This window comes from Streptomyces diacarni, from assembly GCF_003323715.1.
GTDB classification, from domain to species: Bacteria; Actinomycetota; Actinomycetes; order Streptomycetales; family Streptomycetaceae; genus Streptomyces; species Streptomyces diacarni.
Genome location: NZ_QOIN01000048.1, coordinates 344,752 through 357,478, shown reverse-complemented (window position 1 = coordinate 357,478; position 12,727 = coordinate 344,752). Strand labels below are relative to the sequence as shown.

14 protein-coding genes are annotated in these 12,727 nt (G+C 70.6%); 4 read left to right on the top strand and 10 right to left on the bottom strand.

The features are described from left to right. Positions 1-6 precede the first annotated feature (6 nt). On the top strand, positions 7-852 hold the full coding sequence (locus DTL70_RS23475; protein WP_245979575.1) for a hypothetical protein: 846 nt from the start codon (positions 7-9) through the stop codon (positions 850-852). Between the two features lie 52 nt (positions 853-904). Here DTL70_RS23475 and DTL70_RS23470 read toward each other — a convergent pair whose 3' ends face one another. After that, complete coding sequence (locus DTL70_RS23470) at positions 905-1,465, bottom strand: hypothetical protein (protein WP_114023942.1); 561 nt, start codon at positions 1,463-1,465, stop codon at positions 905-907. A gap of 192 nt (positions 1,466-1,657) precedes the next feature. Here DTL70_RS23470 and DTL70_RS23465 point away from each other — a divergent pair, with 192 nt between their 5' ends. The 3 genes from DTL70_RS23465 (at position 1,658) to DTL70_RS23455 (ending at position 4,750) form a co-directional block, all read left to right on the top strand. After that, complete coding sequence (locus tag DTL70_RS23465) at positions 1,658-2,986, top strand: sensor histidine kinase (RefSeq protein ID WP_114023941.1); 1,329 nt, start codon at positions 1,658-1,660, stop codon at positions 2,984-2,986. Next, positions 2,983-3,735 (top strand): response regulator, encoded by a 753-nt coding sequence (locus tag DTL70_RS23460; RefSeq protein ID WP_114023940.1) that lies wholly within the window; start codon positions 2,983-2,985, stop codon positions 3,733-3,735. Before DTL70_RS23465 ends, DTL70_RS23460 begins: the two co-directional genes overlap by 4 nt. Positions 3,736-3,829: 94 nt before the next feature. Next, the gene (locus DTL70_RS23455; RefSeq protein WP_114023939.1) at positions 3,830-4,750 is read left to right on the top strand and encodes an AEC family transporter; all 921 of its coding nucleotides are present in this window, start codon (positions 3,830-3,832) and stop codon (positions 4,748-4,750) included. 60 nt (positions 4,751-4,810) lie between these two features. On the opposite strand, the gene DTL70_RS23450 is transcribed toward DTL70_RS23455, so the two are convergent. The 9 genes from DTL70_RS23450 to atpB all read right to left on the bottom strand — a co-directional run bounded on the left by DTL70_RS23450 (position 4,811) and on the right by atpB (position 12,684). Then, a complete protein-coding gene (locus DTL70_RS23450; RefSeq protein WP_114024271.1) occupies positions 4,811-5,269 on the bottom strand; it encodes a DUF2550 domain-containing protein in 459 nt (152 codons plus the stop codon). Positions 5,270-5,424: 155 nt separating this feature from the next. Beyond that, entirely contained in the window at positions 5,425-5,808 is a 384-nt protein-coding gene (locus DTL70_RS23445; RefSeq protein WP_114023938.1) for a F0F1 ATP synthase subunit epsilon, read from the bottom strand. 186 nt (positions 5,809-5,994) lie between these two features. Beyond that, on the bottom strand, positions 5,995-7,437 hold the full coding sequence (gene atpD / locus DTL70_RS23440; protein ID WP_114023937.1) for a F0F1 ATP synthase subunit beta: 1,443 nt from the start codon (positions 7,435-7,437) through the stop codon (positions 5,995-5,997). Between the two features lie 2 nt (positions 7,438-7,439). Beyond that, the gene (locus DTL70_RS23435; protein ID WP_114014041.1) at positions 7,440-8,360 is read right to left on the bottom strand and encodes a F0F1 ATP synthase subunit gamma; all 921 of its coding nucleotides are present in this window, start codon (positions 8,358-8,360) and stop codon (positions 7,440-7,442) included. Between the two features lie 2 nt (positions 8,361-8,362). After that, complete coding sequence (atpA, locus tag DTL70_RS23430; protein WP_114023936.1) at positions 8,363-9,934, bottom strand: F0F1 ATP synthase subunit alpha; 1,572 nt, start codon at positions 9,932-9,934, stop codon at positions 8,363-8,365. A 165-nt stretch (positions 9,935-10,099) separates the two neighbouring features. Next, positions 10,100-10,915 (bottom strand): F0F1 ATP synthase subunit delta, encoded by an 816-nt coding sequence (locus tag DTL70_RS23425; RefSeq protein ID WP_114023935.1) that lies wholly within the window; start codon positions 10,913-10,915, stop codon positions 10,100-10,102. After that, the gene (locus tag DTL70_RS23420; protein ID WP_114024270.1) at positions 10,912-11,463 is read right to left on the bottom strand and encodes a F0F1 ATP synthase subunit B; all 552 of its coding nucleotides are present in this window, start codon (positions 11,461-11,463) and stop codon (positions 10,912-10,914) included. Before DTL70_RS23420 ends, DTL70_RS23425 begins: the two co-directional genes overlap by 4 nt. A gap of 60 nt (positions 11,464-11,523) precedes the next feature. Then, positions 11,524-11,778 carry an ATP synthase F0 subunit C gene (atpE, locus tag DTL70_RS23415; RefSeq protein WP_114014038.1) on the bottom strand — a complete coding sequence of 85 codons (255 nt, stop codon included), beginning with the start codon at positions 11,776-11,778 and terminating at the stop codon, positions 11,524-11,526. Between the two features lie 78 nt (positions 11,779-11,856). Continuing rightward, the gene (atpB, locus tag DTL70_RS23410) at positions 11,857-12,684 is read right to left on the bottom strand and encodes a F0F1 ATP synthase subunit A (RefSeq protein ID WP_114023934.1); all 828 of its coding nucleotides are present in this window, start codon (positions 12,682-12,684) and stop codon (positions 11,857-11,859) included. Between the last annotated feature and the right edge of the window lie 43 nt (positions 12,685-12,727).

Here is a 12,727-nt window from a genome sequence, read left to right as displayed (position 1 = left end):
GCGCGCATGGCCATACCGGGGGCGCAGCCGCAGCAGCCGTACTCACAGCAACCCACCTCCACCGCGATGCCCGCGTACCAGTTCAACCCGTACGCGCAGCCGCACACTCCACCCGCCGGGCCGCCCGGACCACCCGGGCCACCGCCGGGGACGCCGCCGCGCCGCGGCGCACCGCGCTGGCTGTGGGCGCTGGGCGGCGTGGTGATCGCGTCCGCCACCTGGGCCGCGACGCTCATGGCCACCGGCGCGCTCGACAAGGGCGACGAAGCGACGCCGGACTACCGGGGCCACCTCTTCCACCACGACATGTGCGCGACGGCCGAACTGAAGTCGTTCGTCGCGGAGTACGAGCTCAGCACGTCCGCGACGGACGACCCCGACGGGTACTCCTCGCAGCGGAAGGGGCTCGACGTGAGCAGTTGCAGCCGCACCATGACCGAACGCGGCGAGACCTCGCGGACACCGCCGACCACGTACGTGACCACGCACATCGAATGGCACAAGAAGGCGGACCCCTCCAAGGAGTTCGCCTCCGAGCAGCGCACGTGGCTGGACCGGAAGTCGGAGACCTACCAGTACAAGGTGACCCCCGTGAAGGGGATCGGCGACGAGGCCTACCTCATCAAGGAGCAGCGCGCCAACAGTCTGGGCAGCCTGAAACTCGAGGTACGCGCCGGCTGGATGACGTACGAGATGAGCTGGAGCTGGTTCGGCGGGAGCCCCGACGACGACTTCGAGCCGCCGCCCGAGCAGACCGTGCTCGGCTGGATGAAGACGGATACGCGTGCCACCCTCGCGGCCCTGAAGAAGCCGGACTCCAAGGAGGCACCGGGCCGCGATCCCGGCGCCTGAACCCGCCGTCGGGCCCGCCGCCGCGCCCCCTCGACGCGGCGGCGCGAGGCCCTCAGTGTGACGCGCCGTCCGTGACGCGCTCGGGAGCCCGCTTGGGCCACACCGTGTAGCTCGCCCCGATGACCAGGCTGATCCCCGCCACCAGCCCCATGCGGGCCTGCCACGCGTGCAGGGGGTCGGCCTGCTCGCCCCCGCCGACGTACCAGACCGCCAGCTGGAGGAGTGCCGCGGCGATGGCCGCCGCACCGACACCGCGCGCGGCCATCTTCCACTCGTGCACGGCCCGCGGCGTCCCGTACCGGGGCGGCTTCACCGGGCGCGGCCCGCGGCCGAGCCGGTGCGCGGCATGGCCGTCGGCCCACTTCACCAGGTAGTGACCGTGGGTCGCGGTGAAGCCGATGTAGACGGCGGCCAGCCCGTGCTTCCAGTCGGGCTCCGCGCCGTTCTTCAGGTCGATCGCGGTGACGACCAGCAGCACGACCTCCAGCAGCGGCTCGCACAGCAGCACCGCGGCGCCCGTCTTCTCCATCCTGGCCAGGTAGCGCAGCGCGAGGCCGGCTGCCAGCAGCACCCAGAAGCCGACTTCGCTCACGACGATCAGCGTCACGATCACGGTGGGTCCTCCAGTCGGCTGTCACGGCGCGGACGTGCTCCACCACGGTGGCCCACGCGGTGGCGGCGCGGCGTCGTCGGGCGTGACGATTCCGGCCGGGTGCGACTGCATCGAAAGATGCAGTCGCACCCGGCCGGCACTCGGCCCGGCGGAGGAGGCCCTGACACGGGGCGCTCACGGGACAATGGGGCCATGACCACCGCCGCGGCCACCGCGCCGACCCGCGCGCCGCGCCCGTGGCGTCCCCACCGCGACGACGTGCTCATCGCGGTCTGCGGTGCCGTCGGCGGCCTGCTGCTGTGGGTCCTCGGTCTGGCCAGTGACCCGATCGTGGCGCGCGGCCCCCGCTGGCTGGTGCTGGTGCCGCTCGCCGTGATGTGCCTGGCCGCACTGGTGCGCCGCACCGCACAGCCCTATGCGCTGCTCGTCGGACTGCCCGCGCAGGTGGCCGACCTGTTGACGGGCTCGCTGCTGGCCACCCTCGTGCTGTTCACGGACCTGCTCTACGCCGGGGTGCTCTACGGTTCGGCCCGCTTCTCCCGCGCGGTGCTGCGCGGCTCGGTGGCCGTCACCGTGCTCTTCTCCGCCTGGCTGCTGCTCGCCTTCCACCGTGCGGAGATGCTGCTGCTCGTCGCCGCCTGCGCGGGCATCCTGCTGGTGCCCACGACCTCGGGCGAGATGATCCGCAACCACCGGGACAAGGCGGCGGCCGAGCGGCAGCGGGCCGAGCAGACGGCGCTGCTCGCCGAGTTGGACCGCAAGCAGGCCATCAACGCCGAGCGGACGCGCATGGCACGCGAACTGCACGACGTCGTCGCCAACCACCTGTCGGCCATCGCCATCCACTCCACGGCCGCGCTCTCCCTCACCGCCGGCGAGAGCGGCCCGAGCAGCCAGGACGCCAACCGTGAGGCGCTGGGCGTCATCCGCGAGAACAGTGTGCAGGGCCTGGCGGAGATGCGCCGCCTCATCGGCCTGCTGCGCAACGCGACCGGCGCCGACGAGCCCACCGCGACGCCGTCTCTCGACGGCCTCGACGCCCTGCTGGAGCGGGCCCGTGCGAGGGCGGGCGACGACCGCACCTTCGTCCTCACCGACCGGCGCGCGCCGGGCGACCCGCCGCTGCCGACACCCGTGGAGCTGGCCGCCTACCGGGTCGTCCAGGAGGCGGTCACCAACGCGCTCAAGCACGCAGCGCCCGGCGAGGTCACCGTCGCCGTCGCACCGCACCGCGACGACGGTTCGCACGTCGGGCTGTGCCTGCGCGTCACCAGCCCGCTGGCGGACCGGGAAGAGCCCGGCGGTCCCCCGCGCGCTCCGGGTGCCGGGGCGGGTCTGACCGGCATGCGGGAGCGCGTCGAGCTGCTGAACGGCACCCTGACCGCGGGCCCTTGCACGGCGCCCGGGGGCCGGCACGTCTGGGACGTCCACGCCGTGCTGCCCGCACAGGACAAGACGGACCGCGCGCCGGGGACCGCACGCGGAAACCGCCGCAACGAGCGCAGGGAGACGGAAGAATGACGCAGCCCGGCGCCGGGAACGGGGCGGACCGGTCCGCACCGGCGGAGCACGGCGGGGACCGGCCGCGGGAGGCGGCAGGCGCTGCCCCGCGCCTCCGCGTCCTCGTCGCCGAGGACCAGCAGGCCGTACGCGCCGGCATCGTCCTCATCCTCCGGCACGCCCCCGGCATCGACGTCGTCGGGGAGGCCGGCGACGGCGAGGAGGCGGTGAGGCTCGCGCACACGCTGGAGCCCGATGTCGTGCTGATGGACATCCAGATGCCGCGGCTCGACGGGGTGAGCGCCACCCGCCGCATCGTCGAGGCCGGGGTCGGGGACGTGCTGGTGCTGACCACCTTCGACCACGACAGCTACGTCTTCGGGGCGCTGCGCGCGGGCGCGGCCGGATTCCTGCTCAAGGACAGCGAGGCCGCCGCACTCGTCGAGGCCGTCCGCACCGTCGCCCGCGGCGACGGCATGATCGCCCCCGCCGTGACCCGCAGGCTGATCGCCGAGTTCGCGAGCGCACCGTCGCGGGCCGCACGCGCCGCGCAGGAGCCTCCGCCCGGCCTGAGCGGACTGACCCGCCGCGAGCGCGAGGTCCTCGGCTGCCTCGGCGAAGGCCTCTCCAACGTCGAGATCGCCGACCGCCTCGCCATGGCGGAGGCCACCGTCAAGACCCACGTCAGCAGGCTGCTGGCCAAGCTGGAGCTGCGCAGCAGGACGCAGGCGGCGGTCCTCGCGCAGGAGGTGGGGATCACCGCCCCGTGACGGTCCGGCCGACCGGCGGGGACCCGCTGGTCGGCCCCCTCGACGACATCCGGACAATTGAGCGAGTCCCGATCCGTGCAGGGGGAGGTCCGCCGTGTCCGGCGTGCTCACCGGCTTCGCCGTCATCGCCGCCGTCATCGGCACCGGCTACGTCCTGGGCCGCTTCGCCCTCCTCGGCGACGGTGGCCGCGAGGTCCTCACCAAGCTCGCCTTCCACGTCGCCAGCCCCGCGCTGATGTTCGAGACCCTCTCGCAGGCCGACCTGACGGTCCTCGCCTCCGCACCCCTGGCCATCACCGCGCTGTCCGCCGCGGCGATGGCAGGCGGCTACGCCCTCGTCGGCGCGGCACGCCGCTGGCCCGCCGCACCGACGACGGTCGGCGCGCTGTGCTCCGGATACGTCAACGCGGGCAACCTCGGCATCCCCGTCGCCGCCTACGTGCTGGGGGACGCCTCGCTGGTCGCCCCCGTGCTGCTCTTCCAACTGCTGGTGATGACACCCGTCGGACTCACCGTCCTCGACGTCACCACCTCGGGCGGCGGCGACAGCCTGCCGCGGCGCCTCACCAGCCCCCTGCGCAACCCCATCGTCGTCGGCTCGCTCGCCGGGGTCGCCGTCGCCGCGTCCGGGTGGCGGGTGCCGGAACCGGTCATGGAGCCCTTCCACCTCATCGGCGCGATGTCCGTGCCCGCCGTACTGCTGGCCTTCGGCATCTCGCTGCACGGCAGCGCCCTGCCGGGGCGGGACGGAGAGCGCGGGCCGCTGGTGCTCTCGGTGCTGCTCAAATCGCTCGGCCAGCCGCTCGTCGCCTGGGCCCTGGGGACCTTCGTATTCGGCCTGGGGGGCCGGGCGCTGTTCACCGTCGTCGTGACGGCCGCGCTGCCCTCCGCGCAGAACCTGTTCGCCTACGCGAGCCGCTACGGGGTCGCCACGCGGCTGGCCCGCGAATCCATACTCGTCTCGACCGTACTGGCGGTGCCCGTGCTCTTCACGATCGCGGCGCTGCTCGGCTGACAGCCCTGCCCGGTCGCGGCGCTGCCCGGCTGACGCCCCTGACAGGCTGAGACCTCCCGCTCAGGCCACGTTGACGCGCTGGCCCGGAGGGGCGGCCTCCAGCCAGGCGAGGAACCCCGTCAGCGCGTCCTCGCTGAGCGCCAGCTCGACCCGTACCCGTTCGGGCCCCACCGCGCACGCCAGCACGACGGAGTCGGACAGCAGCGCCTGCTCCTCGTCGCCCTGCGGCGAACGGCGCTCGAGAACGTCGATGGCCCCGCGCACCAGATGGCGGCGGGGCCTGGGGGCATAGGAGAAGACGCGGAACCACTCGATGCGGTCGCCGTTGTAGCGGGCGATTCCGTACGCCCACCCTTTTCCCTTCGGCTCGGCGGCCTCCTCCTCGGATACCGCCCACCGCAGGTTGCAGTCGAACGTTCCGCCGGACCGCTGGATCAGCCGCCTGCGTACCCCGAAGGCGAAAAGCCCCGCGATCACCAGCAGAACGACCACGCCGCACAGCAGCAGAGCGAGGACCATCTTCATCGACCTCCTCGCACTCTCCGGGACCTGCCGCCGGCAAGTCTCTCAAACGCTTCTGTATGGCTTCAGCCGCGGACGGCCCCGGAGAAATTCCGGGACCACCCGCGGCTGAGTGTCGTCCTGCACCGTGCGCCGCTGCGGGGCGGCGTACGTCAGCGAGCGGCCGTCACCGCTCGCAGCCGCACGTCGGCACGCCGCTCGGCGCCCTCGTCGGCCTTGGACTTGGCCTCCTCCAACGCGCGCTCCGCCCGCTCGACATCGATCTCGTCGGTCAGCTCCGCGATCTCTGCGAGCAGGGAGAGCTGGTCGTCGGCGAAGGAGATGAATCCGCCGTGCACGGCGGCGACGACGGTACCGCCGCCGCTCTCACCACTCGTGCGGATGGTGACAGGGCCGGACTCCAGCACGCCGAGCAGCGGCTGGTGGCCGGGCATGACACCGATATCACCCGAGGAGGTGCGCGCGACGACCAGGCTGGCCTCGCCGGACCAGACCTTGCGGTCGGCGGCGACCAACTCGACGTGCAGCTCAGCCACTGTGGCTCCTCAGCTTGGGATGGGGAAAGGATAAGGGGTGCGGTGCGGGGACGGGTACGCCCACCCGCCCCGCCGCGGAGCACGACCGGCGCACCTGTGCGTGAGACCGCGCGCGGAAGCACGCAGGAGCGCCGAAGCCTCTCCCGTCCGGAGCCCGGGGGCCGACCGGACGGGAGAGGAGCGGCGTCAGGAGACGCCGAGCTCCTTCGCCTTGGCCTTGAGGTCGTCAAGGCCACCGCACATGAAGAACGCCTGCTCCGGGAAGTGGTCGAACTCGCCGTCGGCGATCGCGTTGAAGGCCGCGATCGACTCGTCCAGCGGCACGTCCGAACCGTCCAGGCCGGTGAACTGCTTCGCCGCGTGGGTGTTCTGCGACAGGAAGCGCTCGATGCGGCGGGCGCGGGACACCGTGAGCTTGTCCTCCTCGGACAGCTCGTCGATGCCGAGGATGGAGATGATGTCCTGCAGGTCCTTGTACTTCTGCAGGATCCCCTTGACGCGCTCGGCGCAGGTGTAGTGCTCCTGGGTGACGAAGCGCGGGTCCAGGATCCGGGAGGTGGAGTCCAGCGGGTCCACCGCGGGGTAGATGCCCTTCTCCGAGATCGGACGCGAGAGCACCGTGGTGGCGTCCAGGTGCGCGAACGTCGTCGCCGGGGCCGGGTCCGTCAGGTCGTCGGCGGGCACGTAGATCGCCTGCATGGAGGTGATGGAGTGGCCGCGGGTCGAGGTGATGCGCTCCTGGAGCACACCCATCTCGTCCGCCAGGTTCGGCTGGTAACCCACCGCGGAGGGCATGCGGCCCAGCAGGGTGGAGACCTCGGAACCGGCCTGCGTGAAGCGGAAGATGTTGTCGATGAAGAACAGCACGTCCTGCTTCTGCACATCGCGGAAGTACTCCGCCATGGTCAGACCGGCCAGCGCGACGCGGAGACGGGTCCCCGGCGGCTCGTCCATCTGGCCGAAGACCAGCGCGGTCTGCGGAAGGACGCCGGACTCGTCCATCTCCTCGATCAGGTCGTTGCCCTCACGGGTGCGCTCGCCGACGCCGGCGAACACGGAAACGCCCTCGTGCAGCTTGGCCACACGCATGATCATTTCCTGGATGAGGACCGTCTTGCCGACGCCCGCACCGCCGAACAGGCCGATCTTGCCGCCCTTGACGTACGGGGTCAGCAGGTCGACGACCTTCAGACCGGTCTCGAACATCTCGGTCTTCGACTCGAGCTGGTCGAACGCGGGCGCCTTGCGGTGGATGGACCACCGCTCGGTGACCTCGGACTCGGCCTCCGGCTCGTTCAGGATCTTGCCGAGCGTGTTGAAGACCCGGCCCTTGGTGACGTCGCCGACGGGCACGGTGATGCCCGCGCCGGTGTCGGTCACCGGAGCCTGGCGGACCAGGCCGTCGGTCGGCTCCATGGAGATGGCGCGGACCACGCCCTCACCGAGGTGCTGTGCGACCTCCAGAGTCAGGGTCTTGCGCTTGCCGTCCTCGGCCGGGTCGAGAACCTCGACCGTCAGCGCCTGGTAGATGTCCGGCATGGCGTCGACGGGGAACTCCACGTCGACGACCGGGCCGATGACCCGGGCAACACGGCCCGTGGCGGTGGCCGTCTCAACAGTGGTGGTCATGGTTAGCGGTCACTCCCCGCGTTAGCGTCAGCCAGCGCGCTCGCCCCACCGACGATCTCGCTGATTTCCTGGGTGATGTCGGCCTGGCGGGCCGCGTTGGCAAGCCGCGTCAGCGACTTGATGAGTTCCTCGGCGTTGTCGGTCGCGGACTTCATCGCCCGGCGGGTGGCGGCGTGCTTGGAGGCAGCCGCCTGGAGCAGAGCGTTGTAGACCCGGGACTCGACGTACCGCGGCAGCAGCGCGTCCAGCACGTCCTCGGCCGAGGGCTCGAAGTCGTACAGCGGAAGGACGCCCTTGCCGCCGGCCGCCTCCGTCGCCTGGTCGCCGTCGAGGGTGAGCGGCAGCATCCGGTCGCGGACCGGCGTCTGCGTCATCATCGAGACGAACTCGGTGTAGACGATGTGCAGCTCGTCCACGCCGCCCTCGGCGGTCTCCTGCTGCACCGCCTCGATCAGCGAGGCGGCCACCGTCTTGGCGTCGGCGTAGGTCGGGTTGTCCGTGAAGCCGGTGAACGACTCCTTGACCGGACGGTCGCGGAAACCGTAGTAGGCCACACCCTTGGAGCCGACGATGAAGCTGACGATCTCCTTGCCCTCGGCGGTCAGCCGCTCGTTGAGCTGCTCTGCCGCCTTGATGGCGTTGGAGTTGTAGCCGCCCGCGAGCCCGCGGTCGCTCGTGATGAGCAGGACCGCGGCCCGCTTGGGCTGCTCGGCCTCGGTCAACAGCGGGTGCGAGGTGGCGGAACCGCCCGCCACGGCGGTGACCGCGCGGGTCAGCTCCGTGGCGTACGGCTCGGACGCGGCCACCCTGCGCTGCGCCTTGATGATGCGCGAGGCGGCGATCATCTCCATCGCCCGGGTGATCTTCTTGGTCGCAGTGACGGACTTGATCCGCCGCTTGTAGACCCTGAGCTGGGCACCCATGCTCAGCCCTCGCCCAGCAGCTTGCCGTCCGAGGTCTCGAACTGGCTCTTGAACTTGTCGACCGCGTCGCCGAGCGTCTGGATGGTGTCGTCCGACATCTTGGCACCCTCGCGGATGCTGGTCAGCAGGCCCGACTCCTCGCGGTGCATGTAGTCCAGCAGCTCGCGCTCGAACCGGCGGACGTCCTCGACCGGCACGTCGTCCATCTTGCCGTTGGTGCCGGACCAGATGGAGACGACCTGGTCCTCGGTGGAGAACGGCGCGTACTGCGCCTGCTTGAGCAGCTCGGTCATGCGCTTACCGCGCTCCAGCGCGGACTTCGAGGCGTCGTCCAGGTCGGAACCGAAGGCGGCGAACGCCTCCAGCTCGCGGTACTGCGCCAGGTTCACCCGGAGCGAGCCGGTGATCTGCCGGACCGCCTTGTGCTGCGCCGAGCCACCGACGCGGGAGACGGAGATACCGACGTTCAGCGCCGGGCGCTGGCCCGCGTTGAACAGGTCGGACTCCAAGAAGCACTGGCCGTCGGTGATGGAGATGACGTTGGTCGGAATGAACGCCGAGACGTCGTTCGCCTTGGTCTCGACGATCGGCAGACCCGTCATCGAGCCCTTGCCCATGTCGTCGGAGAGCTTCGCGCAGCGCTCCAGCAGCCGGGAGTGCAGGTAGAAGACGTCGCCCGGGTAGGCCTCGCGGCCCGGCGGGCGGCGCAGCAGCAGGGACACGGCGCGGTAGGCGTCGGCCTGCTTGGACAGGTCGTCGAAGACGACGAGGACGTGCTTGCCCTGGTACATCCAGTGCTGGCCGATGGCCGAGCCGGTGTAGGGGGCGATGTACTTGAAGCCGGCCGGGTCCGACGCGGGGGCCGCGACGATCGTCGTGTACTCCAGCGCACCGGCCTCCTCCAGCGCGCCGCGCACGGACGCGATGGTGGAGCCCTTCTGGCCGACGGCGACGTAGATGCAGCGGACCTGCTTGTCCGGGTCGCCGGAGCGCCAGTTGTCGCGCTGGTTGATGATCGTGTCGACGCACAGCGCGGTCTTGCCGGTCTGGCGGTCGCCGATGACCAGCTGGCGCTGGCCGCGGCCGATCGGGGTCATGGTGTCGACGGCCTTGTAGCCGGTCGCCATCGGCTCGTGCACGGACTTGCGGTCCATGACCGTGGGCGCCTGGAGCTCCAGGGCGCGGCGGGCCTCAGGATCGATCTCGCCGAGACCGTCGACCGGGGCACCCAGCGGGTCGACGACGCGGCCCAGGTAGCCGTCGCCGACCGGGACCGACAGGACCTCGCCGGTGCGCTGCACCGACTGACCCTCCTCGATGCCGCTGAACTCACCGAGGACGACCGCACCGATCTCCCGCTCCTCGAGGTTGAGGGCGAGGCCGAGGGTGCCGTCCTCGAACTTCAGCAGCTCGTTCGCCATGGCCGAGGGCAGCCCCTCGACCTTCGCGATGCCATCGCTGGCAGCGCTGACCGTACCGACCTCTTCCCGCGAGGCCGCGTCCGGCGTGTACGACTGGACAAAGTTCTCCAGCGCGTCCCGGATCTCATCCGGCCGGATCGTGAGCTCCGCCATCTGGGTTCCCTGCTCTCCTTGTTGGGCCCGTAAGTTGCTGCGGGCACCGGGGGGCGTCTCCCCCGGCTCCCATGTACGGCCCAACTCGGGCCGCGTTCGTGCTTGTTGAGTTGGTTGGCGCACACGCGCCGGGTCCTGCCACGCTCTGGGGGCTCGGTGTGCCCGTCAGCCCGCCATCCGCCGCTGCGCCCGCTCCAGCCGGTCGGCGACCGAGCCGTTGATCACCTCGTCGCCCACCTGGACCCTGATCCCGCCGAGGATCTGAGGGTCCACGTCCAGGTTGAGGTGAACCTGGCGGCCGTACAGCTTGGCCAGCGACGCGCCCAGACGCCGCTTCTGCTCGTCGCTGAGCGGCACCGCGGACGTCACCACGGCCACCGAACGGTTGCGGCGCTCGGCTGCCAGCTTGGACAGGGCTTCCAGCCCTGCCTCCAGGCTACGTCCCCGCGGCTGAATCACCAGGCGGGTCACCAGCCGCTCGGTGGCCGGGCGCACCCGGCCGGCGAGCAGCGTGTTGACCAGGGCGCTCTTCGCCTCCGGAGCCGCTGTCCTGCTGGTCAGGGCCGAGCGCAGGTCGGGCGCGGAGGCCGCCGTCCTGGCGAACCTGAACAGCTCGTCCTCGACGTCGTCGAGCGAGCCGTCGCGCTCCGCCGCCACCAGGTCGGCCAGGTCGGCCAGCTCCTCGACCGCGTCGACCAGGTCGCGCGGGCTGGACCACCGGGAGCGGACCATGCCGGAGACCACGTCGGCGGCGGGGCCGCTGACCTGACCGCCCAGCACGCGCTGGACCAGCGAGGCCTTGGCCTCCCCGTCCTGCGCCGGGTCGGTGAGGACCCGGCGCAGCGAGACCTCGCGCTGCAGCAGCGCGGTGACGGCGGCGAGCTCGTCGGCGAGGGCCGCGGCGTCGGCCGACGTGGAGTCGGTCAGCGCGGTCAGGCTCTCGCGTGCGGCGGCGAGCGCCTCACGGCTCGCTCCATTCATCGGGCGGCTCCGTTGACATTCGCCTCCGCCTCGGCGGTCTCTTCGAGGCCGTCGAGGAAGCGGTCGATCACGCGGCTCTGCCGGGCGTGGTCCTCCAGGGACTCGCCGACGAGCTTGCCTGCCAGGTCGGTGGCGAGCTTGCCCACGTCCTGGCGGAGCGTGGCCGCGGCCTGCTTGCGATCGGCGTCGATCTGGGAGTGACCCGCGGCGATGATCTCCTCACGCTGCCGCTGGCCCTCGGCGCGCATCTCGGCGATGAGCGCCGCGCCCTGCTCCTGTGCCTCGGCACGCAGTCGGGCGGCCTCGTGGCGGGCCTCGGAAAGCTGGTCCTTGTACTGCTGGAGTACGTCGGCAGCCTCCTGCTGAGCCGCCTCGGCCTTCTCGATGCCGCCCTCAATGGCTTCACGACGCTCTTCCAGCACCTTGTTGATGCTCGGAAGGAGCTTCTTCCACAGGAAGAAGAAGACGATGGCGAATGCGATCAGGCCGATGACGAACTCTGGAATCGGCGGGATGAGCGGGTTCTGCGGAACCTCGGTCTCCGCCATGGGTACCAGGGCGTTCACGTCAGTGCCTTCCGTCGGAAAAAGGGGTCGTTCGCTCGGCCGTCAGGAGCGGAAGATGAAGCCCATGACGATGCCGATGAGGGCCAGCGCCTCACAGAAGGCGAAGCCGAGGATCTGGTTCTGACGGATCAGACCGGCGGCCTCGGGCTGGCGGGCCAGCGCCTGGGTGCCGTTACCGAAGACGATGCCGACGCCGATGCCGGGGCCGATGGCGGCGAGACCGTAGCCGATGGAGCCGAGGTTGCCGGTGACGCCTTCGGAGGCGGCGATGTTGACCATGTCGAGAGCAGCGGACATGCCGTTACTTCCTTCTCTGTACGGACCGGCGGGGGTTGGCCGCCGGACAGCTGGGGGTTGTGCGGGGAGCGGGCCGGCTCAGTGTTCCTTGACGAGCGCGCCCTGGATGTAGGAGCAGGTCAGCAGGACGAACACGTAGGCCTGGATGACCTGGATGAACAGCTCGAACGCGATCATGACGATGGTCATGATGAAGGAGACGGCCGAGTAGGCGATCCCGATACCGTTGAGCATGTACCAGGTCGCGATCGTGAACAGCGCCACCAGCATGTGGCCCGAGAACATGTTCGCGAACAGCCGGACGGAGTGCGTGAAGGGGCGCACCAGCAGGTTCGAGAAGAACTCGATGACCATGACCATCGGCAGCACCGGGCCGAGGGACTTGTCGTAGCCGGTGAAGTTCTTCCAGGCGCCGGTCCAGCCCTGCCGCTTGAAGGTGAGCCCGACCCAGACGACGTAGACGATCAGGGCGAGGCCGAGCGGAATCGAGAAGATGGACGTGACGGGGAACTGGGCGAGCGGGATGACCGCCCACAGGTTCATCACCCACACGAAGAAGAAGAGCGCCACCACGAAGGGGACGTACTTCTCGCCTTCCTTCTTGCCGATGGTCTCGTAGACGACGCCGCGGCGGATGAAGTCGTAACCGGCCTCCGCGATCATCTGGAGCTTTCCGGGGACGATCTTCGGCTTGGCGAAGGCCGCCCAGAAGAACCACACGATGGCGAGCGTGCCGACGAGGGCGAGCAGGATCGGCTTGTTGAAGTCGAATCCGCCGATGCTGAACATCGGCTCGAAGACGAACGAGTGGAGCCCGGGAGCCTCGAAGCCGCAACCACTGAAAAGGTGGCAGTCGGTCTCAAAGGCGAGCATCTGGTCAGCACTCACCGCGGGCTCCTTCTGCATGGCGCATGAAAACGGCTACCTCGTTGTGTCGGCGCGGCCTGCT

Excerpts from the sequence above, each read along its gene's own strand:
- DTL70_RS23450 (WP_114024271.1), bottom strand. The coding sequence starts at position 5,269 with ATGGTCCTCGCTCTGCTGCTGTGCGGCGTGGTCGTTCTGCTGGTGATC.
- DTL70_RS23425 (WP_114023935.1), bottom strand. The coding sequence starts at position 10,915 with ATGAATGGAGCGAGCCGTGAGGCGCTCGCCGCCGCACGCGAGAGCCTG.
- atpD (WP_114023937.1), bottom strand. The coding sequence starts at position 7,437 with ATGACCACCACTGTTGAGACGGCCACCGCCACGGGCCGTGTTGCCCGG.
- atpB (WP_114023934.1), bottom strand. The coding sequence starts at position 12,684 with ATGCAGAAGGAGCCCGCGGTGAGTGCTGACCAGATGCTCGCCTTTGAG.
- DTL70_RS23465 (WP_114023941.1), top strand. The coding sequence starts at position 1,658 with ATGACCACCGCCGCGGCCACCGCGCCGACCCGCGCGCCGCGCCCGTGG.
- DTL70_RS23460 (WP_114023940.1), top strand. The coding sequence starts at position 2,983 with ATGACGCAGCCCGGCGCCGGGAACGGGGCGGACCGGTCCGCACCGGCG.
- DTL70_RS23475 (WP_245979575.1), top strand. The coding sequence starts at position 7 with ATGGCCATACCGGGGGCGCAGCCGCAGCAGCCGTACTCACAGCAACCC.
- DTL70_RS23435 (WP_114014041.1), bottom strand. The coding sequence starts at position 8,360 with ATGGGTGCCCAGCTCAGGGTCTACAAGCGGCGGATCAAGTCCGTCACT.
- DTL70_RS23420 (WP_114024270.1), bottom strand. The coding sequence starts at position 11,463 with ATGGCGGAGACCGAGGTTCCGCAGAACCCGCTCATCCCGCCGATTCCA.
- atpE (WP_114014038.1), bottom strand. The coding sequence starts at position 11,778 with ATGTCCGCTGCTCTCGACATGGTCAACATCGCCGCCTCCGAAGGCGTC.
- atpA (WP_114023936.1), bottom strand. The coding sequence starts at position 9,934 with ATGGCGGAGCTCACGATCCGGCCGGATGAGATCCGGGACGCGCTGGAG.